Genomic DNA, 26467 nt, shown 5'->3' with positions numbered 1-26467 from the left:
CTCCGGATCTGTCAGAACGAGGCTTGCACCGTGAGCGAAACCCAGCCCTTGTCGTTGTACATAAAGGTTCCGTTCCCGCCGGCATAGAACGTCGGGAATCCCGGGGTGCCATTGGCGACGCCCGCTGCGGCGCCTCCATTGGTGATGCCGTTGGACTTGGAGTGGTACCCGTTGTATTGAAGCGTGATGTCCCACTTCTGTTGCACCAGCGCCTCGATGCCGGCGGTGAACAGGACGCCATGCTCGTTGACCGGCGCTCCCATGCTCGCGGTGTTCCCCTTGACGCCGTACATTGCGAACAGCGGCAGACCGAGGTCGACGCTCGGAAATACGCCGAGCCATTGAGGCTTGAAGAGTCCGGCGAACAGCACGGCGTTGCGCGTGGAGCAGCCGTTGGCAACGGAACCCGAAGGGCAGGCCGCGGCGTTGCTGGTTCCGTTGAACATAGCCGCGTTGCTGGTCACCGAATTGAGGTGGGAGTAGCCGACTTCAGCGAGGAAGATGCCGGTGTCCCACACGGGAGTCGGCGTCAGCCCACCGACGGTGTTGACGATGACGTTCGTGACATTGCCGCGAGCACCCTCGGTACCCAGCGCATCGTTCGGATTGGCCGCCGAGCTGTTGAGCGCCGTGCCTCGGCGATAGGAGATCTCGGCTCCCAGGCTGTACGCGTCGATCTGCTTCTCGAGACTCAGGCCGTAGAGCTTGACGTGCCTGGCGTAGGCCAGGTGATAGTTCTCGGCTTCCCCTGTCTGTGGATCGTACTGAACCAATGGCATCCACGGCTGCGTCTCATCGAGTTGCCGGTAGTAGGCCGAAACGGCACCGCGCAGTGCCGAAGGCGCCCAAGCCAGCTTCAGGCCGTAGTTCGAGTCGACGTTCTTCGGCGCGATGTCGGGAGCGTGCTGGCCCAGTCCGAAGGCGGAAGTCAGGGCCGCGCCTCGCGGGCCACGAGTCAGGAAGTCGGCGAAGCTCAGGTAGGTGCCACCCTCTGGAAGGAGGTTCCCCTTGAACTTCAGGAAGTACTGTCCTTCGACCACCAGATCCTGCGTGATCTGTGTCGACAGATAGAGCTGCTCGCGCGGGATGGCGAGTTCCTTGGCCTGCGAGCCCGGTGCGGAGGCGCCCTTGATGTTGTCGGCCGCGTTCTGCGAGTAGTTGATGCCGAGCGTGCCGAAGAAGGTGGCGTTGCCCCAGTACTTCGTCAGGCGTCCGACGTCGACGGATGCATCGTGGTCGCCGACCTTGAAGTTGGCGAACGCGAAGGCATCCAGCAGGCCTGCGCCGTCCTTGTAGTACCTCTTCGTGTAACTGGAGAACTCATTGTTCGTGTACGCCCCGAGCGACGAGTAGGGCGTGCCGGGCGCGAGATCGCCTGGATTGGTGCGTACGTGGTCGCGAAACGCGAAATCGTTGAACAGCGACGCGCTCATGCGTGCGCCGAAGCCGCCTTTGCTTTCGGCGTCGAGCTCCATCAGGTCGGACAAGCGGTTCGTGACGACCCCGCCCTGCTTGACGCTGTAGTCCGACTCGGCGAAGACCGGGTTGTTCCCGATGTTGTCGTTGATCTTTTGGGTGCGGATGCCCAGGGTGTACGCGATCGAATTGTCCCAGCGGACAGTCCAGTCGGGTGACCCCGTATCGATCTCGATGGCATGCGCGCCGAGGGACGTCGCCCCGGCCATCGCGGCGGCCACCACGCTGCGTCTCAGCGGTGGCGGGCATCCGAATTGTGTCGCGATCCTCTTCATCTGATGTCTCCTGCTGTCGTTGTCAAAGCCGGGCTTGGTCGTCAAGTCTGGCCTCACAATAACTGAGGAATAGTCAGCTGTAGTAGATGGTGTTTGTACTAGGTAGGGACGCCTTGCTAGTCTTTCTACTCAGTAAAAGTCAGTCTGCAAGGTCTCTTTTCAGTGGTCGAAGATGAAGATGTGTCATCTAATAGTTGAATGATAGTCAGTTCTTGGTTATCATCCAAAAATGGCGAGTGTGCTTCCGGCGCACCGCATCGGAACGACCGGACAACCGGCGTGGCACTCAACGGCCAGGAGACAGTCGACATGCAAGATCGGAGCGAGGCTTTGCCCGAATCGGAATCGAGGACCACGGGGGTGCCAGGTCACGTCCCGCCGGAGCTCGTCCGCGAATTCGACTTCCGCACCGGTCTGGGTGATCGACCCCATGAGGTGGTCGGGGCGCTTCACGGCGGTCCGCGCATCGTCTATTCGACGACCAACCATCACCACGTGGCTGGTGTGGGCAGCTGGATTCCGACTCGCGCGGAGGACATTCGCGCAGTACTTCAGGACGCCGAAGCCTTCTCGAGCCGGGTCGTGCGATCGAGCTCGGCGCTCACGCTGATCCCGCTCGAGCTCGACCCGCCCGAGCACGGTGCGTTTCGCGCGATCATGAATCCTCTGTTCTCTCCAAACCGGATCAAGGTCCTCGAGGCGAAGATTCGCGACCGGGCGCGTGCGCTCGTCGAGAACTGCGCCGCAAAGGGCGAAAGCGAATACATCGATGACTTCGCTCGTCCGCTGCCCATCGGCATCTTCGTCGACCTCATGGGCCTGCCGCCCGAAGATCTGGAACGCTTCCTGGCATGGGAGAAGCTGATCATCCACGACATGGGTGCGCGGGCACGGACGATGAAGGAGGTTGGCGACTACCTGAGTGGCCTGATCGCGGATCGGCGCGTCCATCCCACTGACGATCTCATCACGTTTGCGGTCAAGAGCGAAATCGATGGCAAGCCGCTGAGCGATGCGCAGGTGCTGGGCATCTGCGTGCTGCTCTTCATGGCTGGCCTTGATACGGTGACGAGCGCGCTCGGCTTCCAACTTCGCTATCTCGCGGAGCACCCGAATGAGCAGCAGAGGCTGCGCGATGATCCGAGCTTGATTCCCGCGGCGGTGGAGGAGCTTCTTCGCGCCTATGCCGTGGTCAACACCACCCGCTATGCGACGCGCGACGTGGAACTCGCCGGTGTAACGATCAAGAAGGGTGACAACGTCACCTGTTCGACGATCCTTGCCTCGCGTGACCCGCGCGAGTTCGAGCGATCTGACGAGGTGTTGTTGGATCGAAGCCCCAACCTGCACAACGCGTTCTCGTATGGGCCGCATCGCTGCATCGGTTCTCATCTGGCCCGGCGCGAACTGGTCATCGGCTTGGAGGAATGGCTGAAGCGCATCCCACCGTTCCGTCTGAAGGACGGTCAGGCCCTGGAGGCGCATGGTGGCGGCGTCTTCGGCCTCGAAGCGCTTCCGCTCGTCTGGTAAGGGCGCTCGTGGCTGACAGCCAGCACCATGAGCCGGCGGCGGCCGAGTCGCTGCAAGCATGCAGGCTGGAGGGATTCGGCCTGTCGCTCGGAGCCGATGTGGGTGGCGATCCCGGGGCTCCGGTCGTGGTGCTCCTGCCTGGCGCTGGTCAGACCCGGCGCGCATGGCGTTCCGCAGCAAGGGCGCTTGTTGAGCAAGGCTACCGTGTCCTGTCGATCGATCTGCGGGGACATGGCGAAAGCGACTGGGCGCCAGACGGAAACTACACGATCAATGCGTTCGTCGCCGACCTGGACCTCGTGACGGCGGGCTTGGCGCGGCCGGTCGTACTGGTGGGGGCGTCTCTAGGCGGCATCGCTGCGTTGATCCTGGCCGCCGCACATCCCGAGCGAATCGCGGGCCTGGTGCTGGTGGACGTTGTGCCGAGAATGGAACCGGAAGGATTAGCCCGCATCCGGGCCTTCATGACGGGTCATGCGAACGGATTCGCGAGCGTGCAGGAGGCATCCGACGCGGTGGCGACCTATCTCCCCCATCGACGTCGCCCCACGAGCACGCGCGGAATCGAGCGCAGCCTGCGGAGAGGAGCCGACGGCCGCTGGTATTGGCATTGGGACCCCGCCTTCCACTCCGGCTCCGACCAGCGAAGCAAAGGGGGAATGTTCGAACGCATGGCGGCCTGCGCCGCGCAGCTCACGACTCCGACCTTGCTCGTGAGTGGACGCTCCAGCGAAGTGGTCGGCCGCGAAGGTGCGCGTGACCTGCTTCGCCTGATTCCGCACGCACGATGGATCGACGTCGAAGGGGCTTCGCACATGGTGGCCGGAGATCGCAACGACGCGTTCGTCGCAGCAATTGAGCCCTTCCTTGCTGAAACGCTGGATGACAGCCGAGGCGACCGGGGCAGTCGCACAGACGAATCGAACCGAGGAGTGGACATAGATGACTGAGGAGTTGGCCCAGCCGGCGTTGCTGCAAGCCTGGATCGGTCGCAGCGAGGCGGCCGTCGACCGAATCCATCCGGCACCGGGGCGAGCGCTCGCCGCGCTGCTGGATAGTGCGGCGCAGGCGCTGGTCGAGGGCGACCCATTGCCGCCGCTGGCCCACTGGCTGCATTTCCAGCAGCCTGTCCCGCAGGCCCAGTTGGGCGTCGATGGGCATCCACATCGTGGCGGCTTCCTGCCTCCCGTTTCACTGCCGCGACGCATGTGGGCGGGAGGACGACTGAAGTTCGGCCGGGCGCTCAGTATCGGGGAGGTGGCCACTCGCCGCTCCGAGATCATCGGCGTGAAGGTCAAGCAGGGGACATCCGGCATGCTCGTGTTCGTGAAGGTCGCTCATCGCATCGAAGGCGAAGACGGCCAGATCGCCATCAACGAGGAGCAGGACATCGTCTATCGCGAGCCTCCTCGTCCCGGCGTCGACGTCGCGGTACCGGTGCCTGCCCCGGCCGGCGCGACTTGGCATCGCACGATCCAGCCCGATCCGGTGCTTCTGTTCCGCTACTCGGCGCTGACCTTCAACGGGCACAGGATCCACTACGACCGCCCCTATGCCTGTGATGTCGAGGGCTACTCTGGTCTGGTCGTGCACGGTCCGCTGCTCGCCACCTTGCTCGTTGATCTGGTCGCGCGAAATGCGCCCGCTGCCCGAATTGCGGGCTTCGAATTCAGAGCGGTTCGTCCTTGCTTCGATGGTGGTCCCCTTCATCTGTGCGGGCGCCCGTCTGGTGACGGCGGCGTCGCACTGTGGGTGGCGGATGCCGCGGGCAACCTCTGCATGGAGGCGCGGACTTCGCTGGGCTGAATCCAATGGCTTCCGACACGAGAGAACGAATCATGATTGCCGAGAGCGCTCACTGTTCATACCAGGACATCCGCGAGGCGATCCGCGCGCTGTGCGCGGAATTTCCCGATGACTACCACCGCAGGATCGACGAGGCACGTGGGTATCCCGAAGCCTTCGTCGATGCCCTGACCAAGGCCGGCTGGCTGGCCGCAATGATCCCGACCGAATACGGCGGTTCGGGCCTCGGCCTCGCCGAGGCCACGGTAGTGATGGAGGAGATCAACCGCAGCGGCGGCAATTCAGGAGCGTGCCACGGGCAGATGTACAACATGGGGACGCTGCTGCGGCATGGCTCCGAGGCGCAGAAGCGCCTCTACCTGCCAAAGATCGCCAACGGAGAATGGCGCCTGCAGTCGATGGGGGTCACGGAACCGAGCACGGGAACCGACACGACCAAGATCAAGACGACCGCCGTCAAGCGTGGTGACAGGTACGTCGTCAACGGGCAGAAGGTGTGGATCTCGCGAGTCCAGCACTCGGACTGGATGATCCTGCTGGCACGAACGACGCCGCTCGCCGAAGTGACGAGGAAGTCGGAAGGCATGTCGATCTTCATGGTCGATCTTCGGCAGGCGGAGAAGAGCGGCATGACCGTGCGCCCGATCCCGAACATGGTCAACCATGAGACCAACGAGCTGTTCTTCGAGAACCTGGAGATCCCTGAGGAGAACCTGATCGGCCAGGAGGGACTGGGCTTCAAGTACATCCTGGACGGACTGAACGCCGAGCGAACACTGATCGCGGCCGAGTGCATCGGCGACGGCTACTGGTTCATCGACCGCGTATCGAAATACGTCGGCGAGCGCGTCGTCTTCGGGCGCCCCATCGGTCAGAACCAGGGCGTGCAGTTCCCGATCGCGGAGAGCTACATCGAGGTCGAGGCGGCCAATCTCATGCGCTGGCAGGCCTGTTCCTTGTTCGATGCGCACCAGCCCTGCGGTGCGCAAGCCAACATGGCCAAGTACCTCGCTGCCAAGGCGAGCTGGGAGGCCGCCAATGCGTGCATCCAGTTCCATGGCGGGTTCGGCTTCGCGAATGAATACGACGTCGAACGCAAGTTCCGCGAGACCCGGCTCTACCAGGTCGCACCGATCTCGACCAACCTGATCCTGAGCTACATCGCCGAGCATGTGCTTGGCATGCCTCGCTCGTTCTGATCATGCGGTCGATGCTGTTCGTACCGGGCGATCGTCCGGAGCGCTTCGAACGCGCGCGTGCCAGCGGCGCCGAGGCTGTGATAGTCGACCTGGAGGATGCGGTCGCACCCGAAGCCAAGCTTCATGCTCGCGGATTGCTGGCCGGGTGGCTCGCCAGTCGCTCGGGCGTCCTGGTTCGCGTCAACGCCGTCAACACCGCGGATTTTCGCAAGGACATGCTGGTCGCGAGTCTTCCGGGCGTCGACGGGGTCGTTGTGGCGAAGGCGGAGTCACCGGAAGAGATCGCGGTGGTTGCCGACGCGATCTCTGGCCGGCCTGTCTACCCGCTCATCGAGTCGGCGTTGGGGCTTCATCGAGCGCGTGAAATCGGTGCAGTGAAGGGCGTCGAGGCGCTGATCTTCGGGTCCATGGACTTCCAGGCGGACCTGGGGATTCGCGGCGACGGCCCGGAGCTCGATCCGTATCGTGCCCAATTGGTCTTGGCTTCGCGCCTGGCCGGTCTGTCGCCGCCGATCGACGGCGTGACGGTTGCGATCGAGAACGACAACGGATTGAGGAGCGCCGCGACCTGGGCACGTGGCATGGGCTTCGGCGGGAAGCTGTGCATTCATCCGCGGCAGGTTGCCATCGTCAACGAGGCCTTCGGGCCGACGATGACCGAATTGAATTGGGCGACCCGGGTTGTCGCTGCCGATGCAGCATCGAACGGGGCCGCGACGCGGATCGATGGCCAGATGGTTGATCGGGCGATTGTTGTCAGAGCAAGGAATCTGCTTGCTCAGAAGGAACGAGGAAACGCATGAAGGTACTGGTTGCAGTGAAGAGGGTCGTGGACGCCAACGTCAAGGTGCGCGTCAAGGCGGACGGCTCCGGCGTCGATGTCGCCGGTTTGAAGATGAGCATGAATCCTTTCGACGAGATCGGCGTCGAGGAGGCCGTCCGGTTGAAGGAGAAAGGCGCGGCAACCGAAGTCGTCGCCGTGAGCTGCGGCCCTGCTGCGTGCGCGGAGACCTTGCGCACGGCGCTGGCGATCGGTGCGGACCGAGCCGTCCTGGTCGAGACGGACGTGGAGCTCCAGCCGCTAGCGGTCGCGAAGCTGCTCAAGGCATTGATCGACCACGAGCGGCCGCAACTGCTTATCCTCGGCAAGCAGGCGATCGATGACGATTGCAACCAGGTGGGCCAGATGGTCGCAGCGCTGGCGCGATGGTCGCAGGGCACGTTCGCCTCGAAGATCGCCGTGGCCGATGGCCGTCTGCTCGTCGTTCGCGAGATCGATGGCGGCCTGGAGACGCTCAGCCTGTCCTTGCCTGCTGTCGTCACAACCGACCTGAGGTTGAACGAACCGCGCTACGTGACGCTACCGAACTTGATGAAGGCAAAAAAGAAGCCGCTCGAATCGATGTCGACCGACGCGCTCGGGGTCGACGTCGCACCGCGGCTCAGGACGATCCGCATCAGCGAGCCGCCGCGGCGCGTCGCCGGCGTGAAGGTGGCAAGCGTCGACGCGCTTGTCGAGATGCTCAAGAACGAAGTCAAGGTGATCTGATGTCTGTACTCGTCGTCGCGGAACATGAACTTGGCGCGCTCAAGGGTGCCACTCTGAATGCAGTCACGGCGGCGTCGCTGTGCGGCAGTGACGTTCACGTACTGGTTGCCGCCGGAGATGCGCTCGATGCGGTCAGTGCCGCCTCGCGGATCGCCGGGGTGGCCAAGGTGATCCACGCCAAGGGCGCGGGCTTGGAGCACCAACTCGCGGAGGATGTCGCTGCCCAAGTCGCGGCAATGGCGCCCGGTTACACCCACGTGCTCTTTCCCGCCACATCACACGGCAAGAACATCGCTCCTCGCGTCGCGGCCCTGCTCGACGTCGCCCAGGTCAGCGAGGTCACCCGGATACTCGCACCAGACACTTTCGAGAGACCGATCTACGCAGGCAATGCGGTAGCCACGGTGCAGAGCACCGATCGGGTCAAAGTACTTACCGTTCGCACGACCGCATTCGAGTCTGCGGGCGCTGGCCTGAGTGCTGCTCCGGTAGAGGCCGTCGCTGCGGTGCAGGAAACTGGCCTGTCTGCCTTCGTCAGTGCCGAGATCGCTGCGCTTGAGCGCCCCGAGCTCACCGCAGCAAGAGTCATCGTCAGCGGTGGGCGCGCCATGGGCAGCAGCGAGAAATTTGCCGCGGTGCTTGCTCCGCTGGCCGACAAGCTCGGCGCGGCGCTCGGGGCCAGCCGTGCCGCGGTCGATGCCGGCTACGCGCCGAACGATTGGCAGGTCGGACAGACAGGCAAGATCGTTGCGCCGCAGCTCTACGTCGCTTGCGGCATCAGCGGTGCCATCCAGCACCTGGCCGGCATGAAGGACAGCAAGATCATCGTCGCCATCAACAAGGACCCGGAGGCGCCGATCTTCGGCGTCGCGGACTACGGCCTGGAGGCCGACCTGTTCGTCGCAGTACCTGAACTCGTCGAGAAGATCTGAGGAGTCAGCATGGAGCGAGTCTTTGCGGTGACCGGTGCGTTTGGTGTGCTTGGCAGAGCCTTGACACGACGGTTCATGGATGCGGGCGATCATGTGATTTTGATCGACCGGGTGGTGGCGGGAGAGGCGTTGCGTTCGGAGTTCGCGAGCGAACTCGTCCTCGACAGCGTCGACCTTGGAGATCTGGAGGGCACCGGCGCTGCCATTGCGAGAGGCGTCAGGCACTTCGGCCATCTCGATGGCTTGATCAACGCTGCCGGCGGCTTCGAATGGGAGAAGCTGCAGGAAGGCAGCCTGGACACCTGGGACAGGATGTACGCGACCAATCTGCGAACCGCAGTGGTCGCATCGAAATGTGTGCTCCCGCACCTTCTGAAGAGCGGGTATGGCCGCATCGTCAACATCGGGGCAGCCGCTGCGGCAAAGGCTGCAGGCGGCATGGGCCCCTACGCTGCGTCGAAGGCGGGGGTGGCTCGGCTGACCGAGAGCCTTGCCGAGGAGGTCAAGGATCGGTTGATCACCGTCAATGCCGTCCTTCCTTCCATCCTCGACACGCCCCGAAATCGCGCAGACATGCCCGACGCGGATTTCGGACGCTGGGTGTCACCGGGCGCCATCGCCGAGTTGGTCACCTTCTTGTGTTCCGAGCAGGCCGCAGCAATTACCGGCGCCTCCATTCCAGTGACAAATCGCTGCTGACGCGCATTGGACGGCCTGCCGCGCACCGGTCCTGAGTGGCGGCGATCGCCTCGACTATGACAACGTGGCAAGAAGGCGGCTAGAGCGGCGACCTAAGACCCTCTCGTCATCATAAAACTGACGACGCGTCAGTTTGTGGCATACTCGGCTCACCGATCGGGCACATGTTTCGTCGAGCGCTCCATGTCAAAAGGATTCGGACGATCGACAAGTGCGCCTCGTCGCAGACGCTTTCTGGGGCCGGTCGCCGCCCAGTGAAGACGATGCGGACGCAGCGGCGCAAACTTTCCGCGCGGCTCCATCGGAAACTGGCGACCTCCTGAGGAGACAAATCATGGCCTTGCTTCGCCATTGCTTGGAAACGCTGCGCGCACGCGAGCGCGAGATGCAAACTCGAACCTTCGTTGGCATGACGGTGAAGACCTTCCCGTTGGCAAAGGTCGCTCCTGAAATCGATGAGCTCGAGCGCCTGATGCTGCGCCCAGCATCGAGCGCCTCGACGGCCGACGCTTCGTCGTCCGTGGCGAGGCGGAAGGCAGCGTAGGGCGGTCGACGACCCGTGCCGCAGTGCGATTGCCGTGCTGGACGTTGCGCGGCAGTCAAATATTCGGCACCGAGCCTGCAGTTGCCCGCGGGCTTCGTCGGATCACCACGAAGGAGGGAATGTCATGCAGCAACGCCTGGACATGGTCATGCTTCCGGTGCGAGACCGGGCTCACGCCGTGAGGTTCTACGAGCAAGGACTTGGGTGGACGCCGCGCAGCGGCGCGCAGACTGGCCACTCGGTCAAGTACGCCGCGAGCGGAATACTGGTCGCGATGATCGACCGTGAGTACCTGAGCAAGGAGTGTGGGCTGCCCGGATCAACGGTTGCAGCGTCAGGAATGACGCTGGTCACGTTCGTGGACAGCATCGAACAGGTTGACCAGGCGGCCGTCGACGTCATGAAGGCGGGCGGTTCGGTGACGAGCGCGCCACGCATTCGCGACGGCGGCCTGTATACCTTCTACTTCACCGACCCGGACGGCAATCCGTGGGAGGTCGTCTGGTCGCCGGACGCGAAGTAGCAAGATCAGCTCGTGCGAACGCCGTGCAAGGCATGGTAGACGCAAGCCCCCCGCATCGGAGGCGGCAGCCGCAGAGGGTGCTGTCAGCTTCTCTGACACCCTCGCGAATGAATTCCCTCATCAGAACGCATGTATAACTGACGGTGTGTCAGTTTGTAGTATTCTTGAGTCCTGAATCGGGCTCAATCTCGTGCATCTCCGCAGAGTGGAGTCTGAGTTTGGGTTGACTTGCAAGTACGGCTCGCCGTTGCAATCCCGAAAGGCAAATGGCTGTTCCATGAAGAGGCGGTCGCAGGAGTGCCATGGCGCTCCCACCTGACGGCCAGGGTGGCTCGCAGACTCTTGAGGAGCCACCTCGTGGCCTTGCTGCTACTGCTTTCGCGCATACCTGCGCACGAAGTCTCAATTCTGAAAGGTTCTGTCTATGAGCACCCAAGTCTGGTTTATCACAGGTTCTTCGCGCGGCTTCGGGCGTGAACTGGCGACGGCCGCCCTGGAAGCGGGCGATTCCGTGGTCGCAACCGCTCGCCGGCCCGAGCAGCTCCATGAGCTGGTCAAGCAATATGGCGGCAGAGTGCTTCCAGTTGCCCTCGACGTGACCGAGCCCGCAGCAGCCACCGCCGCCGTTGAGGCCGCAGTCAAGCGTTTCGGTCGTCTAGACGTGGTCGTCAACAATGCCGGCTACGCCAACGTGTCTCCTATCGAAACGACGAGCGAAGAAGATTTTCGGAAGCAGTTCGAGACGAATTTTTGGGGCGTCTACAACGTGTCGAAGGCTGCTCTCCCGGTCTTGCGAAAGCAGGGGCACGGCATCGTCATGCAGTTCTCGTCGGTTGGTGGACGGGTGGGTGGTACGGCCGGCCTCGGTTCCTATCAAGCCGCAAAGTTCGCGGTGGATGGCCTGACGCGCGTGCTCCAGACGGAAACTGCTCCGTTCGGCATCAAGTACCTGGTCGTCGAACCGGGCGGCTTCGCTACGGACTGGGCGGGTGCGTCCATGACGATCCCCGACATCGCACCTGAATATGACCAGACCGTGGGCGAGTTCGCCCGCATCCTGGCCTCTGGTCGTGCGTCGGCGGGCGATCCGAAGCGCGCTGGCGAAATTCTCGTCCGGGTCGTCAAGCATCCCGCTATGCCGACGCATCTGCTGTTGGGCGCTGGCGCCGTCAAGATGGCCCAGCAATACTCTCAGCAGCAGATCGCCGAAGCTGCCGCGTGGGAGCAGGTCAGCAGTTCGGCGAATTTCGATCAGCCGTATCCCGTCGATCTCCCCGCCGGCCGTGCTTGACAGCGGCTGCCACCGAATCGAAACCGGTCAGTACGGAGTCCGAGTCGTCGGGGTGCTGGACGATCAGTGAGGCATGAACATGACCAGGCAATTTGAGAACAAGGTAGCCATCGTCACCGGAGGCGGTAGCGGCATGGGGCGCGCCATCGCCGTCCTTCTGGCGCAGCGCGGCGCTGCGGTGACGGTGGTCGGTCGTCGGCTGGACAAGCTCAACGAAGCCGTCGAGGCCATTCGCGCCGCAGGTGGAAAGGCGCTTGCCGTGACCGGTGATGTGAGCAAGCCCGAGGACATCGAGAACGCCGTCGCACGTACCGTGGCCGAGTTCGGCGCGCTGCACTATGCCGTGAACAACGCAGGTGTCTCAGGCGAGTTCGATCAGACCGCGGACGTGCCACTGGAGGCGTGGGAGCGTGTCATCGGGATCAACCTGGACGGCATATTCTACGGACTCAAGTATCAGATCCCGGCGATCAAGCAGGCCGGCGGCGGCGCGATCGTGAATGTGTCCAGCGTCTTTGCCGATCGAGGTGGTCCGACGGTCGCCTATTCGACGGCAAAGCATGGCATTCGGGGCCTGACGCGCGCGGCCGCCAAGGAGTACGCCGCTAGCGGCATCCGCATCAACGAATTGCAACCTGGCGTGATCGACACCGAGATGACGCAAGCGCACCCGGAAGGCACGCAGGCGGTTGTCGATCGCGGTATTCCCATGCATCGCGTTGGCCGCTGCGAGGAAATCGCAACCGCAGTCTGTTTCCTGCTTTCCGAGGAAGCCTCCTACATTACGGGCGCGCACCTGGCTGTGGACGGCGGATTTCTCGCCTGAGCGGGCAACTGCGAGGCATCCTCCCCTTAATGCTCTGCGAGCCTGCCCCCGGGGGCGACCGTGCCCGCACGTAGCGTGCGCCTCGGCACGCGCCTCGCCGCGGTGAGCGTGATTTCGGAGTCCTCTGTCAGCGCGCTTTTAGGGAGCCCTCTGGCGCGCACAGATCTGGAAGGTAGGGGACACGAGAAAAGGCACTATAGTGATAACTATTCTTAACGCCAGAGCCGCGTAACTTGCGCGATCCGAGGGCCGTCGCGGCACTCCGCCATCACGGAGCTTCGCTTAAAACTTGAGGTCGAACTGACTGCTCAGTCGTTTGACAACTCGTTGCGCCAAACCTCGATGGTCGAGAGACCTCGAAAGTGAGGCCTGGACTCCCTCGCGTGTCATGCGCCCGTGAGGTGAGACCACTGTCACGTTGATCTGCACGATCAACGGTTCCTTGAGAACCTGCGAGAGCAGAAGACATTCCTGATCATCGGCATCGACCACTTCGAGCGCGACGAGCTTGTCGGGGAAGTGCTTCCAGAACTCTGCATGCTCCAGCGGGTCGACCACGGTTGCGCTGATGAGTCCGCCTCGCGGGGGCTCAACGCCGACCTTGATCTTGACAGTTTGGGATTCGGCGCACGCCAGTTCCTGGACCGGCTTGCCGGTGTTGGGCGACAGAATGGCACCGCCCGGCGTCGTCACGTCGGCGCCGCCGGCATTCGCGCGTCTGAGCATCTGTCGGGCCAGGTCGATGTCCGGACTTTCGTGCAGCTCTTTCACGAAATCCTCGCCGCTCATGCCGCGTTGTGCCTTTTCGAACAGGCCGCGCAGGTGATTCGCAGTCTTCTTGGTGCGCTCCACGTCTTCCGCAGCTGAATCTTCGGGCTTGGCATGAGGAGTCTTCTTCTGGGCGCTCTCCACTTGCACCTTGCATAGCGGAATCTGTTTCAGATGTTCGAGAGAGAAGCAGTCGATCCAGTCCTCGTGACTATGAGGAGACAACTGAGTGAGCAGCTTCTTGGCGGCCGCAATTGCTGGCGCGAGTGCGGAGGCAGGAACGAATTCGCCCTTGAAATCGTCGTTGAAGTTCATGAGTACTCGCGTGTTGTGAATGGGTTTGCCCTCGACGCAGGTGCCGGGGCTGAAGGTCAGCGGTGTTGCCATGGTCTCGGTGCCATTGCCTTGAACTACTTCTTCATAGGCGAAATCACGCATCTTTGATCTCCTTGAATTCCGTGCTGGTAGCGCTCGTGTCCGACTCTCCGGCAGGGCGCTTTGCGTTTGCCGCACTCTCTGACAGCAGCGAGGTGCTCGCCCTGGACAGCACCAGACATGCGAGCTTGAAGATCGCCGTGCTGCGACAGTCGAGTCGGTCGTTCTCAGGAAGATGGCGCAGCATGACGTCCGGCAGAGGTCCGAGGTTGGGGTCGCGCTCGTCCTGCACCATGACGCGAGGCCGGAGTTCCCGCAGGCGGAGCTCCGAGGCCGGCGAGAGGTGATGGCCTTGACCAAATCGGAGCGTCAGACAGAATTTCGAAGGGATGTGAAGAGACACCCGGCGCCAGAATTCGCACTCCTGGATCTCCTCGGGCGACAGGCTCAGATCCTTCTGATTTCTTCGCAGAATCGCGAAGAGGTCGTGCAAGTCCTTGGTAGACAGCCCGCTGAGCCACTCGGTGATTCCGATTCCGGACGGATCCAATGCCAGCGAACGGTCGCCGTCGAGCGCTGCACCGGTGATCGGTCCCTTCTTCCTCTTTCGCGCCCATTCAATGTCGCGCGAGCGGGGAATGTTCTCTTCCGCGACCTTTTGCTGTGCCGTCGTCAAGCCAGTTTCGTGTAAGGCTGCGTCTGGCATGAGTTCGAGACAGCGCAGCACGATGTAGCCAATCGTCTGGCTCGGTGTTGAGTCGGCCGGCCGAGTCGTGGGCGGTCGCGGGAGCTCCTGTGAAGGAAGGACACTTTCCAGCAGGGGTCGAGACTGACTGCGAACCATCGCGGACGGCAGCCATTGCCAAGCGTCGACTTCCTTGTCTTCAGATCGACACTTGATTTGCCTGAAGTTGGCTGCTGTGCGACCAAAAGCTTTGAACGTCGCATCGGCAGGTTTCAGATCCAGCGACTTGGCCTTCATCCAGATAGCCAGCAGCAGTGGCCAAGCCGACGCATAGAACTTGTACCCCGGATCAACAGCGCCGTGACCCGCGGCCGTCGCTGCGCTGATGGCTCGAATCCACCGGTCTTGCATGGGCTCTCCGTGTAGCCATGGGATGCATTCTTGCGGGGTGAGGGTGCCATTCAGCAGGCGCTGCATGACCGGTCGAAATCCAGGCCATAGCGACTCCATATAGGCAGTTCCTCGCAGCGATTGAGGTCGGAACTCGGGATCGCCGATGGCATTGCGCAGAACGTCTGGAAGCAAGGCATTCGCCGTCACATCCTGCATTTGAGCCACGGCGTCGAAGCGAAACAGTCGCTGGGCGTCGGGGCAGATCGAGACAGTGCGTTCCTCGAGGGCCTTAACGGCGCTGGCTGTGGCTGGGGTCAGTGGTGCCTGGCGCGGCGCATGCTTGCTTTTGTGAACGACATAGGGCGTGTTGAGGAATGTCATCGCGCCTGAACGCGTGACGCATCTGCTGGCGGCGCAGGAGACTTCCCCAATTCGACACGGCGCCTCGCTCATGACCTGTACCTTCACATCCTGTCGCTCGGCAGCGAGCGCATGCGAAAAGGTGGCGTAGATCTCCTCTTTGATCGGCTGTGCGTACTCGGTGAGATAGATCGACGAAGACGCCGACAGGCGCGGTTGGAACAACGTCGCCCCGCCCATCTCGTCCCACGCCGCCTGCGGAATCTCCCAAGCGTCGCCCTCCAGAATCCTGAACATTCTCTGGAGTGCGTCGCGAGCGCGGCTCGATCGAATCTTGCCCTCACCGATCAAATATGAGTCATCGGTAGTGCCGGCCTTTCGGGCTGCGTCCAGACAGTACTTGTTCACTGCATCAACGACGCCAACCCACTCGTCGTCCTCGAAGTCAGCCGGATCTGCGGACAACGGCAACGAACCGAACGTTGGATGCACGGTGCTCCACCGAGTCTTCACTGTCGAGACATGGGCGTTCCGCGGGTTCGCAATGACTTCGTCTGCCTGCAGGTTCAGCATGTCGGAGCAGAACAGAAAGATCGCGGTTCGATCCGGCGACGCGAGGTCTGCCAGCCCCAGTTTGATTCTTCGCGCGCGCCGCTCTTGTCCACCGAGCGAGTCGTCGGTGGTGCACCACTCGCCCAGAAGCGACGTGATCTCGTCCAGATTGTGAGAGGCGATCTGAGCGGGCACTCTGGTTGCCGCGACAGGACCACGTACCGATTTGAATTTGCGTTTGGGCGGGAAGACGCCGTTAGTCGCAGTCCTCTCGAGCGAGGTGGGAGAAAGGCAAGCCGACTCGAGCTCTGGCGATGACATCGCGCAGATGGACGGCGGCAGTTCGAGGCGGCGCCAACGCTCACATGCTGTCGCGAAGCGGACCAGCACCGATAGATCATCGGCGGGCCAACCTGAATAGCCCGAGATTCCTCTCAAGAAGTCTGCCGCTTCGCGCAGAAGTCTTCGACGAGTTGGCGCCGAAGCCTGTGTGGCGAGTGTCGCGATCGCTTGCGTCTGCGCCTGGGTCGGCAGCCAGAATGCGTGGACATAGTGACGGCGCGTCCAGGCGGCGCCCTCCGTCGCCCCAACTGTGCGAAGGGCGTCCTGGTCAAGCGTGGCGTCGATGGCCGCGTCGAGAGTCGGCAGTCCATCCACTGCCAACCTGGCCAGCAGGGTTGTTGCATAACGACAGGCGGGTCCGCGTCCCTGCGTGACCTGGCGTCGAACGCTCGCAACAAGCGAGTGATCGACCAGGCATTGCCTGCCGATGGAGGGCAGCGGGTCGCCGGCGCCTTCGCCTTCCGGGTCGTTGCGGATATCGAGCGGGAAGTCCGGAAGCTTGTATGGCGGGATCGATTTCGACAACGCGACAAGCGCCGTTGCATCGCCGAACATTCGGTCCGCATGCTCCGTCAGAATCCGCTGGAGATGGCCCATGGCCTCGTCGGGCGCGACACTCATCGTCCAGGAGAAGGAGGTCAGTAGCCATGTGCCGTGGCCAGTGAGGGCACGGACGAGCCATCGATCGACCAAGTTCTCGCCCATGCTCGTGACGAGCTGATTTCTCGCGAAATTCCGGTCTGCTGCGAAGTACTCCGTAGTGATCCCTTGGATCGCATCAGCGTCGATCGGAATCCAATCCGAACGAAGGCCGAAGTTCCGCCCGGCTGCGGTCATACCGAACAGCGGATCGAGGGTAGCGTCTTCCTTCCAGCCCATGCGCTTGTAGGCAATGCTCTTGGCGTGAAGAAAGATGCGGACAAGGGCTGCCGAGACGTCCGTATGCGGAAGCAGTCGCGCACGCTTGACACCTTCCAGGAACTTGTCGTCGAGCACGTACCAGGACGGATTGCTGGCGAGCGATGCGACGCTCAGTCGCTGAGGGTTGGTGCCGCGACCTGCATCCCGAACCACGAGGGCTGCGCAACACGATCGTGACAAGGCGTCCAGGGCCGACCCGCCATCGAGCGTGTTCTTCCATCGGCAAACACGCTTGTACAAGCGTCTGATGTCGGCTTCCAACCGCGACCACCCATCGCGCGTGGTCTCGGGAGGCACCCACTTCTGAGGCCCCAGCCTGGTTCCGCGCGCTTCTTCGGGAAAAGGAATCGCGGGCCCGAGTCCGATTTCCTGGTAGACCCGGTCCATCTGCCGGTGAACTTCGGAGGCTAACGGGCTGAAGTAAAAGTCTGCCGAAGGAGCGGCCATTTCCACGTGCAACGCGCCCAGGGACGCGTACATGTCGCTTCCGGTGACATCGAGCACTGCAAGCCCCAGTCCGTTTGCCGCCCGGGTCGGCTCAGCGATGTGCGCCTTGTCACCGCACCTGCGCAGGAACTTGTTGTACTCCGCGTTGGAGAGCCCCGCGCCACCCGCGTTCAGGTCGATGTATTCACCGATCTCGGACTTCTCACCCCAGGTCGACTCCCAGTCCTGGAGGATGTCGACGATCCGTTGAGGCCAGTAGACGACATTGATCCTGTGCTGGGAGACGACGTGATCGGGCCGACGAGCTTGGACCTTGGCATCGTGTGAGGTGAGCAGTCCTCCTTGACCGATCGAGATGGCCAAGTCTGGCGCCTTGGGATCCAACTTCGTCGCCGTGCGCCGAGCACTTTTGCCGTTCGCTTTGGTCAGCAGGCTGATATAGAACAGGACAGCGCAGCTGACCTGACGCAGGTTGGAGCTGTACAGGTAAGGCGTCACCTCCTCGATCAGCCTCTTCAGTTCAGGAGTCGCCAAGCAATTCCATTGCAGGGCGACCCCGGCCTTGGTGGACAGCGGCGCGAACTGGGCCTCCCGCGCAAAAGCCACAACGCTTGGCGCGCTGGCACAGGCTTCCGATTCGTCGTCGTCGCTGGACGATTCGGGCGCCTTCGGTTCCGCGGCGGCTCGGTCAGGTGCGTCGTTGTCTGCGATGGACGCTCTCTCGTGCTGCGGCGGTTGCGAAGAGCTGTGCTCTTGGCGTGATCGCGATTCGGTATCCGGCGCGCTGAACTCGACCGCAAGAAGGGCTCGGCAGTCGACCAGGAACTCACGCACCGAGTTCTGCTTGACGTCGGTCAGGAGACTGTCGATCTGCGCGATGTCGATGGGAGCGCATGTCGCGATGGCGCTCCAAGCGGTGGTCTTTGCGGATGCCAGTGATCGGTAGCACTGCTGAATACCATTCGCTACGGTCTTGGGGATCACCGTCCTACACTGCGCCGCCTTCAACACCAGCACCAGGCTCATTCGGTCGAGCATGGCCCGATGTACAGAATTGCTCTGGAAACGGGCGGCGAACAATAGATTGCTGAACGGTGCTTCGAAGGCATCGTGGCTGAGGGCTGCGCCGAGCAGGGCGCACGCCTCGGCGCGCGAGTCGTCCGCGAAGATCGACTTCACGGCCGATTGGCGGCCTGTTGCCACGTCCAGCCATGCGGGTGTGTGCCCGACGGCTAGGCTAGTGGCGTGGTCCTTTGCGACGGTTCCGAAAAACGTCGTGACCGTGCGAAGCGCGCGGCAATTGGCATCGACGCCAAGCGCGGTCAGATATTGCGCGTCTGCCGCCGTTGGGCTGAGTTCGGAGAATAGCGAGCCAGCCACTGCATCGATGACGATGGGAGGATTCCCTTTGGGCACGGCTGCGCCTCCCGATGATGGGATGGAGCCGAGGCTTTCTTCGACGGTGGAAGGGAGTGCTTCGACGGACTCCACGGGCGATTGCACGCTGCCAATGTCATGAGTCATGTGGGCGTCCAGAAATGGGCACGCTGACGCGTTCCCTGGAATGCGGATCGGGGATGGAAGCAGAGACGCGTCTGCGAGTGCGGACGAGCGGTCTCAGGGGGGGGCGGTCGCCGAAGTTGCGGGAAGCGCAGGGCTCCGCCGGGGCTGATCAGCGTGACAACGAGGTCAGTGACCAGCTTCAATCGAATCGATCGGCGAGCCGATCGTCGGCTCGATGTTCGGATCAAGTCCACGCCGAAGGCGTCGACTTGGCTGGCTCCGAACAGAGCCTGCAAGCTGTGCGGCTGATCTGCGATCAAACGCCAGTTGTAGTGGCCTGGGACTGACCAGGCGCCTCGCGTGCGGCAAGCCGTGGCGAGGCAAGCGCCGTTGAGCGCTTGGATTTATTGCATCAAGATCTCGAGTCGCTGTCAAGCTGGCGCGTTGCAACGCAAGCTTGTACGATGAATGCAAGGGCGAATTCTGCGTGACGAAACGCGCCTAACGGTCGCTGCAGCTCGAATGCGGCATCGACGAAAAATCGCTGAGCGTGTGACATGAAATCGGCGTTGCAAGGAGCGAAAGGGTCTCGACTGTCACACGACCGAAAGGAGCTAAGTGCTTGTCAGCATTGAACAAGTTTTCCGATTGACGACTTTTCGGACCTTCTGAAATCCTGCGAACCCTCGGGGTAGGACGGATCGTCGGAGGGCTCATAACCCAAAGCCCCCGCAACCACCGCATTACCGAGGTGAAAACCTCGAAAGCAACGCCCACTCCCGAGTGGGCGTTTTGCTTTGTGGCAGTACCTGGCGCGGGCTTCGGTGGAGCGCGTCGCGGCGGCTGCCACACGGTGCAGCACATGAAATCGACGGAGCATCGTTGCGTGGATATCGACGAAGTCGAACTGCGGTCTGCGAAATCTCGACGACGCGCTCATCCGGCATCCGCGTGAGTGCGCGAGACGATCTTGGCGGCGGTCGAACCGACGCCCACGAGGCCTGAAGATCCGGCGCGCGGCGGCTCAGGACGCGGGGCGCGTCAGGCCCAGGCGCGGAAGACTGTGAACAGCCAGCCGAAGCGCTGGGCGCGCGGGGCACGCGCCGTCTCGCGACTGGCGCGGAACTCGGACGCCGGGCCGCTCTTGGACATCGCCACCGGCAACGGCGCGCGCACGAGCGTGCGGCGGCGTGCGTGCGGCGAGATGGACGGCGCGGAGACGGGCACCGCCGTCCGGGAGCTGGCCTCCATCTTGCCGGCCGCGGCCCAGGTCCGGTCGATCCATTCGACGATGGGACGCCATTGCGCCAAGTGGCTCTCGACCTTGACCGCAGGCACGTCGAACAGCGACAGCCCCTGCTCGGCGCAGCGGGTGTAGATCCGCGACGCGCGCAGCGAGCCCGCGTAGCGCATGCCGTTCTGTTCGGCCCACTGCTGCATGTGCGAGGTGCTGCGGCCGCGGCCGTCGAGCCGCATGCCGACGACGGCCACCTTGCAACGCCCGCTGACCACGCGTGGCAGCGTCATCAGCTCGGCGTGGCATTGGAGGGCGGATTCGCGGTCGAAAACGGAGTCTCCGACCGGCATCAGGATCGCGTCGGCCGTCATCGCGAGGCGGGCGAGATCGTAGCCCTGCAGGCCGCCGGGGGTGTCCAGCACAACGTGGTCGATGCCGGCCGGCGGGCGCATCACGCCCTGGCTGCCGAACGCCGAACCGACGATTGCGGCGGACTTGACGAGCGGCTGGGCCGCGCGGCGGCGCAGCCAGGCGAGCGAGGACTGCTGGCGGTCGACATCGCCCAGCATCACCTGCGAGCCGCGATTGGCCAGGCAGCCCGCCAGCTGCGTGGCCAGCGTGCTCTTGCCGCTTCCGCCTTTGCGATTGATGACTGCTACAACGGGCATGGGGATGGTGGCGACCAGCGCCAATCAAGGGGGTCCGCGACATTGCGGGAGACCGCGTGCACGCGCATTGTGTGCCTGTCAACCCCCTTTTTGCTGTCAGTGAAAACGCAGGGGCGTAACGGTTGGTTAGCCAGCGCCATTCGGACGCGCGTCTCGTTTCTGTGCGTCATCGGCACCTTGCGGCCGATCTTGAGCCTCGGCTTCAGCGGGGCGCCACGACGCTGACACATGCGTCTGCGACGCTGTCGGGAATCGGGCACCGGCGTCCAACGCGCCGGTGCCCTGTCGTTTCCCAATCTCAAAGGATCCTCAATGCAGCGTCGCATCATCGCCATGGCCTGTGGCACCCTGGCCGTCGCCGGCGGAGCCATCGTGACCGCCTGTTTCGACAGTTCCGGCAGCACGACGCCGCCCATCTACACGGTCAGCGGCGTGGCCGCGACCGGCGCGCCGCTGGTGGGCGCCACCGTCACGCTGACCGACAGCAAGGGCGGCACGACGCAGTCGGCGCTGACCGGCGCCGACGGCAGCTACTCGATCGTCACGAAGGGCCCCGCGCCGTTCGTGCTGACGGCCGCCTTCAACGATGTCGACGGCGCGCCGGCCCTGCTGTCGTCGGTGGTCGCGCCCGCCGGCGGCGGCGCGGCGGTCAACGTGGTCGCCAACCTGAATCCGCTGACCTCGCTGGTGACGCAGCGCGTCCTCGGCGTCGTCCCGACCACCGCGCCGACGGCGGCGCAGATCACGTCGGCGTCCATCACGTCCGCGTCCATCGCCTCGAGCGAGCAGGCCGTGACCACCGCGCTGCAGCCCGCGTACACGGCGCTGGGCGTTCCCGCGGCCTCGGTCGCCGACCCGATCGGCGCGGCCTACCACGCGACCGGCACCGACCCGGTCGACAACCTGTTCACGCTGGCGAGCTTCAACGTGCACGCCGGCACGGTGGCCGTCGGCACCGACGCGAATCGCGCGGTGGTCACGATCCCGGCGACGGGCGCGATCTCCGGCGCCGTGCCCGCGGCGGCCGCCACGTCGCTGGCCGCGCTGAACGCCGGCCCGACGACGACGGCGATCAGGAATGTCATCGTGGTGGTGGGCGAGAACCAGACCTTCGACGCCGTCTTCGCGACGTATCCGGCGCCGGCCAACCAGACGGTGAAGAACCTGCTGTCGCAAGGCATCATCAACGCCGACGGTTCGCCGGGCCCCCACTTCTCGCTCGCCGCGCAGAGCCAGGGCACGACGCAGACGACATACTCGATCAATCCGACGCGCGCCGCGGCCTACGCCACGCTGCCGCAGCCCGAACTGATCGGCGTGCTCAACGCGCAGCTGCAGGCGCAAGGCGGTGTGCCCGACCCGCGCACGCCGGCCAACCTGCCCAACGGCCCGTTCCAGAACACCAGGTACGCGCCATACGCGCTGAGCCCGACCAACCCGCTCGGCAACCTGACCGGCGACCCGGTGCACCGCTTCTTCCAGATGTGGCAGCAGAACGGCGGCGACAACTCCAGGCTCGACATGTACACGTGGGTCGCCACGACCACCGGCCAGGGCGGCGACACCTCCGGCGTCACGCCGGCCAACCCGTCGCAGGGCGGCGAGCTGATGGGCTTCGCCAACATGTCAACCGGCGACGCCCCGTTCTTCAAGAGCCTGGCCGCGCAGTACGCGATCAGCGACAACTACCACCAGTCGATCCAGGGCGGCACGGGCGCGAACTTCTTCGCGATCGCGACGGCCGACACGGCCTGGTTCAACGTCGCCGGTGCCGCGGCGACGCCGCCGGCCAACCAGATCGAGAACCCGAACCCGATGGCGCAGACGCCGAACTTCTATTCGCAGGACGGCTACAGCGGCGGCTCGTACGTGAACTGCTCGGACTCGACGCAGCCGGGCGTCGGCCCGATCCTGAGCTTCCTGGGCACGATCAACGTCAAGAGCAACTGCGACGCCGGCAAGTACTACCTCGTCAACAACTACGGCCTCGGCTACGACATGGCCGGCAACGCGCAGCCGATCGGCCCGAACAACTACACGCTGCCGCCGCAGACCGTGCCGACGATCGCCGAGGCGCTCGCGACCAAGGGCGTGAGCTGGAAGTGGTACACCGGCGGACGCGAGGCCGCCGACGTCACCGCCGATGCCGCCACCTTCGGCGTGCCGGTGGCCGTGGCCCAGGGCGCGCAATACAACACCATCGGCGACCCGCTGGTGGCCTCCAGCAACATCCAGGGGAGCACGACGCTGAAGGCCGGTCTCGCCGGCCTGACATCGCTGTACGCCGACATCGCGGGCAACACGCTGCCGGCGGTCTCGTTCGTCGTGCCGAAGAACCTCGACAGCGGCCACCCGGGCTACTCGGTGCCCGCCAAGTACGAGCTGTTCCTGCAGGACCTGATCGCCAAGGTCAAGGCCAACCCGACGCTGTGGGCGCACACCGCCATCATCATCACCACCGACGAAGGCGGCGGCCACTTCGACACCGGCTACATCCAGTCGGTGGACTTCTTCGGCGACGGCCCGCGCATCCCGATGATCGTGGTGTCGCCGTACGCGCGCACCAACTACATCGACCACACGTACCACGACCACGCGTCGGTGCTGAAGTTCATCGAGCGCAACTGGCGCCTGGCGCCGCTGTCCAAGCGCAGCCGCGACAACCTGCCCAACCCGATCGCCACCGCGTCCAACCCCTATCAGCCGACCAACAAGACGCCGGCGGTGGGCGACCTGACGACGCTGTTCGCGTTCTGAGGCGATGACGGGCCTGGCCGGCGTCCGGCTGGCGGCCCTGGCGACAGGGCTCGCCTTCGCGCTGCCGGGCGCGGGCAGCGGCGCGCCCGCGCCCGCGCGTGACGCGCACGACTCGGTGGCGATGTGGGTGCGCTATCCGGCTGCGCCCGTCGCGCTCGATCCGGCGGCCACGCTGGGCCGCGCGATCTTCTTCGACGCGTCGCTGTCGGCATCGGGCAAGCAGTCCTGCGCGAGCTGCCACGACCCGGCGCATGCCTATGCACCCGCCGACGGCCGCGCCGTGCAGCCGGGCGGCCCGGACATGGACCGCTTCGGCACGCGCGCGGTGCCGTCGCTGCGCTACCTGCAGTTCACGCCGCGCTTTTCGCGGCATCTCGCGCAACCGGATCCGGACGGCGTCGAGGACGAGGGGCCGGCCGGCGGCTTCACGCGCGACGGCGCGGCCCAGACGCTGCACGAGCAGGCGCTGCTGCCGCTGCTCAATCCGGTGGAGATGGCCAACGCCGACATCGATGCCGTCGCCGCGCGGCTGCGTCGCGCGACCTACGCCGCGCCGTTCCGCAAGACCTTCGGCGACGACATCTTCGACCACCCCGCCGCCGCCGTGGCCCGCGCGACGGAGGCGCTGGAAGCCTTCGAGACGCAGGATCCGAGCTTCCGGCCCTACACCAGCAAGTTCGATGCGGCGATGTCGGGCAACGCGCGCTTCTCGCCGCAGGAGCTGCGCGGCTACACGCTGTTCAACGATCCGAAGAAGGGCAACTGCGCGAAGTGCCACGTCGACGTGCCCGGCCCGGGCGGGCGGCCCGCGCAGTTCACCGACTACGGCCACGTCGCGGTGGGCGTGCCGCGCAACGCGGAGATCCCGGCCAACCGCGACCCGCGCTTCGTCGACCTCGGGCTGTGCGGCCCGGTGCGCAAGGACCTCGCCCGCGAGACCGCGTTCTGCGGCATGTTCAAGACGCCCACGCTGCGCAATTCGGCGAGCCGCCAGGTGTTCTTCCACAACGGCCGCTTCCACACGCTGGACGACGTGCTGCGCTTCTATTCCGAGCGCGACACCAACCCCGGCAAGTGGTACCCCCGCGTCGGCGGCAAGCTCGTCGTGTTCGATGACCTGCCGCCGCGCCATCGCGGCAACGTCGACCGCGTCGACGAGCCGTTCACGCGCAAGCCCGGCGACAAGCCGGTCTTCACCGACGCCGAGATCGCCGACCTGGCCGCGTTCCTCAAGACGCTCGACGACGGCTTCTCGACCGAAGCCGGCGGCAAGGCGGCGCGCTAGCCGCCGCGAGCGGCGCGCCGGCGCGCCATCCCGCCGACGAGCGCGAGGCCCGCGGCCATCAGCGCGAGGTTGCCGGGCTCGGGCACCGCCAGCGGCATGCCCAGGTCCTCGGCGGCCAGGTTCTCGAGGAACAGCACGTCCGTCGCCGAGATGCCGAAGGTCTGCGCGGCCGATTCGTCGGTGCCAAGCGACGTCGGATCGAGCCCGGTGATCGTGCCGAACTGCACCAGCGCGTCCAGGTACGAGCCGTACTTGCTGGCGTGCAGGTCGTCGTCCCACCACAGGTCCAGCGGCTCGCCGGCCTTGGGCGGGATGAAGACCCCGTTGGCATCGAAGAAGCCGCTGGACTGCACCTTGCCCGAGTCGACGCCCAGCTGGAAGGCATCGCCCACCGGGATGATGCCTGCAAGCCCCGGGTTGGCCGCGCCCTCGGCCGCGAAGGCCGCGTGCAGGTCGGCCGACATCGCGCCCAGGCTCGTGTAGTAGAGCGTCGCGTTGCCGCCGGCGCTGCTGGTGTCGACGATGGGCTCGCCACTCGGCGAGCTCGGGTCGGGCGTGGTGATCTTGTGCGCGAAGACCATGTCGGGGCGGGCCCAGGTCTCGGTGAGATAGACCTTGGTATCGGCGCTCGCGTTGGTGTTGGCCGGGATCACGCGCGAGGTGTTGCAGGACGTCTTCGACAGCCCGGTGGCTTCGCAGTTGGCGAGCGAGCCGTACAGCTGCGTCTCGGTGTAGGTCTGCGCCGCGCCGTCGTGGATGAACTTGACGAACTGGTTGGTATAGGCCTCGAACTGCGCGTTGTTGGCATTCTTGCCCTTGCCGGCCGGCAGCGACACATCGCTGAGATCCTGCAGCACGACCACGCCCCACTTCTGCGACGCGACGTTGCCGCGCAGGTCCCACGCGGCGTTGGCCGTGTCGAGGAACTGGCCTCGCAGCGAGGCGGCGTTGCGCGCGGAGATCGACACGTCGTAGTTCAGGCCGGCTTCGTCGGTGAATTCCTTGAAGATGCCGGGCACGCCGCCCCAGGGATGCGGCTCGAACGCGTTGCTGCCGGCCGAGCTGACCGCGTTGAACGCCGCGGTCAGGTCGTGCACGTTGGCGGCGTTGTAGCTCAGCACGGGGTCGACGCGGCCGAACGTGTAGCTGTCGCCGACGAACAGGATCTTGATCGGATCGCTCGCGGGTGCGGCGGACGCCGCGGCGCAGAAGGCCAGGGCGGCCAGGCCGCCTGCGCGCAGGATGGGACGATGCATGGTGTTGTCTCCTTCGTTTCGACGATTCCGGAGACGGCCCGTCGGCCTGCAAAGGGACAGGCCCGCGACGCGCTGCTCGGCTCGATGACTGCGGTCTTCGTCGATCGCGGGCCGGCTTGCGGCGAGCGATCGGGACGCAGTGTCGGACGATGCGGCGCGTGCCGGAATATCGGGTTTCCACATGCGCGAAGTCGTGTTGACCACTTTTGGGGAAGGCGATGATCCGCCTTGCATCAGGCTGTCGCGCGGGCGCTGCCAATGGCTGCCG

General features: G+C 64.4%; 19 protein-coding genes. 14 read left to right on the top strand and 5 right to left on the bottom strand.

The genetic code is table 11. The features are described 5' to 3' along the window. Positions 1-11: 11 nt before the first annotated feature. Positions 12-1751, bottom strand: a complete 1740-nt coding sequence (locus LPC04_RS08005; RefSeq protein WP_275681650.1) for a DUF1302 domain-containing protein — start codon at positions 1749-1751, stop codon at positions 12-14. Between the two features lie 309 nt (positions 1752-2060). Here LPC04_RS08005 and LPC04_RS08000 point away from each other — a divergent pair, with 309 nt between their 5' ends. From LPC04_RS08000 to LPC04_RS07945, 12 genes are all read left to right on the top strand, one after another. Further along, positions 2061-3281 carry a cytochrome P450 gene (locus LPC04_RS08000; RefSeq protein ID WP_275681649.1) on the top strand — a complete coding sequence of 407 codons (1221 nt, stop codon included), beginning with the start codon at positions 2061-2063 and terminating at the stop codon, positions 3279-3281. An 8-nt stretch (positions 3282-3289) separates the two neighbouring features. Continuing rightward, the gene (locus tag LPC04_RS07995) at positions 3290-4231 is read left to right on the top strand and encodes an alpha/beta fold hydrolase (RefSeq protein ID WP_275681648.1); all 942 of its coding nucleotides are present in this window, start codon (positions 3290-3292) and stop codon (positions 4229-4231) included. Beyond that, complete coding sequence (locus LPC04_RS07990) at positions 4224-5087, top strand: HTD2 family dehydratase (RefSeq protein ID WP_275681647.1); 864 nt, start codon at positions 4224-4226, stop codon at positions 5085-5087. The genes LPC04_RS07995 and LPC04_RS07990 overlap by 8 nt, the downstream gene beginning before the upstream one ends. A gap of 32 nt (positions 5088-5119) precedes the next feature. Then, positions 5120-6286: an acyl-CoA dehydrogenase family protein gene (locus tag LPC04_RS07985; protein ID WP_275681940.1), complete on the top strand. Its 1167-nt coding sequence runs from the start codon at positions 5120-5122 to the stop codon at positions 6284-6286. A 2-nt stretch (positions 6287-6288) separates the two neighbouring features. After that, positions 6289-7089 (top strand): HpcH/HpaI aldolase/citrate lyase family protein, encoded by an 801-nt coding sequence (locus LPC04_RS07980; RefSeq protein WP_275681646.1) that lies wholly within the window; start codon positions 6289-6291, stop codon positions 7087-7089. Next, the gene (locus tag LPC04_RS07975) at positions 7086-7835 is read left to right on the top strand and encodes an electron transfer flavoprotein subunit beta/FixA family protein (RefSeq protein WP_275681645.1); all 750 of its coding nucleotides are present in this window, start codon (positions 7086-7088) and stop codon (positions 7833-7835) included. The genes LPC04_RS07980 and LPC04_RS07975 overlap by 4 nt, the downstream gene beginning before the upstream one ends. Beyond that, positions 7835-8767, top strand: a complete 933-nt coding sequence (locus LPC04_RS07970) for an electron transfer flavoprotein subunit alpha/FixB family protein (RefSeq protein ID WP_275681644.1) — start codon at positions 7835-7837, stop codon at positions 8765-8767. The genes LPC04_RS07975 and LPC04_RS07970 overlap by 1 nt, the downstream gene beginning before the upstream one ends. Positions 8768-8776: 9 nt before the next feature. Then, positions 8777-9466: an SDR family NAD(P)-dependent oxidoreductase gene (locus LPC04_RS07965; protein WP_275681643.1), complete on the top strand. Its 690-nt coding sequence runs from the start codon at positions 8777-8779 to the stop codon at positions 9464-9466. A 334-nt stretch (positions 9467-9800) separates the two neighbouring features. Next, positions 9801-10010 (top strand): hypothetical protein, encoded by a 210-nt coding sequence (locus tag LPC04_RS07960; protein WP_275681642.1) that lies wholly within the window; start codon positions 9801-9803, stop codon positions 10008-10010. Between the two features lie 124 nt (positions 10011-10134). Beyond that, on the top strand, positions 10135-10533 hold the full coding sequence (locus LPC04_RS07955) for a VOC family protein (RefSeq protein WP_275681641.1): 399 nt from the start codon (positions 10135-10137) through the stop codon (positions 10531-10533). A 424-nt stretch (positions 10534-10957) separates the two neighbouring features. Then, complete coding sequence (locus tag LPC04_RS07950; protein ID WP_275681640.1) at positions 10958-11824, top strand: SDR family NAD(P)-dependent oxidoreductase; 867 nt, start codon at positions 10958-10960, stop codon at positions 11822-11824. Positions 11825-11897: 73 nt separating this feature from the next. Beyond that, positions 11898-12650, top strand: a complete 753-nt coding sequence (locus tag LPC04_RS07945) for an SDR family NAD(P)-dependent oxidoreductase (protein WP_275681639.1) — start codon at positions 11898-11900, stop codon at positions 12648-12650. Positions 12651-12932: 282 nt separating this feature from the next. On the opposite strand, the gene LPC04_RS07940 is transcribed toward LPC04_RS07945, so the two are convergent. The 3 genes from LPC04_RS07940 to LPC04_RS07930 all read right to left on the bottom strand — a co-directional run bounded on the left by LPC04_RS07940 (position 12933) and on the right by LPC04_RS07930 (position 20901). Beyond that, entirely contained in the window at positions 12933-13856 is a 924-nt protein-coding gene (locus LPC04_RS07940) for a hypothetical protein (RefSeq protein ID WP_275681638.1), read from the bottom strand. Then, positions 13849-19017, bottom strand: coding sequence for a hypothetical protein (locus LPC04_RS07935; protein ID WP_275681637.1), 5169 nt, complete (start codon positions 19015-19017; stop codon positions 13849-13851). The genes LPC04_RS07940 and LPC04_RS07935 overlap by 8 nt, the downstream gene beginning before the upstream one ends. Before the next feature lie 1020 nt (positions 19018-20037). Beyond that, positions 20038-20901 carry a ParA family protein gene (locus LPC04_RS07930; protein ID WP_275681636.1) on the bottom strand — a complete coding sequence of 288 codons (864 nt, stop codon included), beginning with the start codon at positions 20899-20901 and terminating at the stop codon, positions 20038-20040. A gap of 312 nt (positions 20902-21213) precedes the next feature. Here LPC04_RS07930 and LPC04_RS07925 point away from each other — a divergent pair, with 312 nt between their 5' ends. Together LPC04_RS07925 and LPC04_RS07920 are read left to right on the top strand one after the other, a co-directional pair. Further along, a complete protein-coding gene (locus LPC04_RS07925) occupies positions 21214-23658 on the top strand; it encodes an alkaline phosphatase family protein (protein WP_275681635.1) in 2445 nt (814 codons plus the stop codon). A 4-nt stretch (positions 23659-23662) separates the two neighbouring features. After that, on the top strand, positions 23663-24943 hold the full coding sequence (locus tag LPC04_RS07920; RefSeq protein ID WP_275681634.1) for a cytochrome-c peroxidase: 1281 nt from the start codon (positions 23663-23665) through the stop codon (positions 24941-24943). On the opposite strand, the gene LPC04_RS07915 is transcribed toward LPC04_RS07920, so the two are convergent. Then, positions 24940-26199 (bottom strand): PEP-CTERM sorting domain-containing protein, encoded by a 1260-nt coding sequence (locus LPC04_RS07915; protein WP_275681633.1) that lies wholly within the window; start codon positions 26197-26199, stop codon positions 24940-24942. The two genes, LPC04_RS07920 and LPC04_RS07915, sit on opposite strands and share 4 nt — an antisense overlap. Positions 26200-26467: the final 268 nt, after the last annotated feature.

The organism is Scleromatobacter humisilvae, assembly GCF_023231945.1.
In the GTDB taxonomy this organism is placed as follows: Bacteria; Pseudomonadota; Gammaproteobacteria; order Burkholderiales; family Burkholderiaceae_C; genus Scleromatobacter; species Scleromatobacter humisilvae.
This window is presented reverse-complemented; position numbering and strand designations above follow the sequence as displayed.

Coding starts and splice junctions, on each gene's coding strand:
- LPC04_RS08005 (WP_275681650.1), bottom strand. CDS start 1,751: ATGAAGAGGATCGCGACACAATTCGGATGCCCGCCACCGCTGAGACGC.
- LPC04_RS08000 (WP_275681649.1), top strand. CDS start 2,061: ATGCAAGATCGGAGCGAGGCTTTGCCCGAATCGGAATCGAGGACCACG.
- LPC04_RS07990 (WP_275681647.1), top strand. CDS start 4,224: ATGACTGAGGAGTTGGCCCAGCCGGCGTTGCTGCAAGCCTGGATCGGT.
- LPC04_RS07985 (WP_275681940.1), top strand. CDS start 5,120: ATGATTGCCGAGAGCGCTCACTGTTCATACCAGGACATCCGCGAGGCG.
- LPC04_RS07980 (WP_275681646.1), top strand. CDS start 6,289: ATGCGGTCGATGCTGTTCGTACCGGGCGATCGTCCGGAGCGCTTCGAA.
- LPC04_RS07975 (WP_275681645.1), top strand. CDS start 7,086: ATGAAGGTACTGGTTGCAGTGAAGAGGGTCGTGGACGCCAACGTCAAG.
- LPC04_RS07970 (WP_275681644.1), top strand. CDS start 7,835: ATGTCTGTACTCGTCGTCGCGGAACATGAACTTGGCGCGCTCAAGGGT.
- LPC04_RS07965 (WP_275681643.1), top strand. CDS start 8,777: ATGGAGCGAGTCTTTGCGGTGACCGGTGCGTTTGGTGTGCTTGGCAGA.
- LPC04_RS07960 (WP_275681642.1), top strand. CDS start 9,801: ATGGCCTTGCTTCGCCATTGCTTGGAAACGCTGCGCGCACGCGAGCGC.
- LPC04_RS07955 (WP_275681641.1), top strand. CDS start 10,135: ATGCAGCAACGCCTGGACATGGTCATGCTTCCGGTGCGAGACCGGGCT.
- LPC04_RS07950 (WP_275681640.1), top strand. CDS start 10,958: ATGAGCACCCAAGTCTGGTTTATCACAGGTTCTTCGCGCGGCTTCGGG.
- LPC04_RS07945 (WP_275681639.1), top strand. CDS start 11,898: ATGAACATGACCAGGCAATTTGAGAACAAGGTAGCCATCGTCACCGGA.
- LPC04_RS07940 (WP_275681638.1), bottom strand. CDS start 13,856: ATGCGTGATTTCGCCTATGAAGAAGTAGTTCAAGGCAATGGCACCGAG.
- LPC04_RS07935 (WP_275681637.1), bottom strand. CDS start 19,017: ATGACTCATGACATTGGCAGCGTGCAATCGCCCGTGGAGTCCGTCGAA.
- LPC04_RS07930 (WP_275681636.1), bottom strand. CDS start 20,901: ATGCCCGTTGTAGCAGTCATCAATCGCAAAGGCGGAAGCGGCAAGAGC.
- LPC04_RS07925 (WP_275681635.1), top strand. CDS start 21,214: ATGCAGCGTCGCATCATCGCCATGGCCTGTGGCACCCTGGCCGTCGCC.
- LPC04_RS07920 (WP_275681634.1), top strand. CDS start 23,663: ATGACGGGCCTGGCCGGCGTCCGGCTGGCGGCCCTGGCGACAGGGCTC.
- LPC04_RS07915 (WP_275681633.1), bottom strand. CDS start 26,199: ATGCATCGTCCCATCCTGCGCGCAGGCGGCCTGGCCGCCCTGGCCTTC.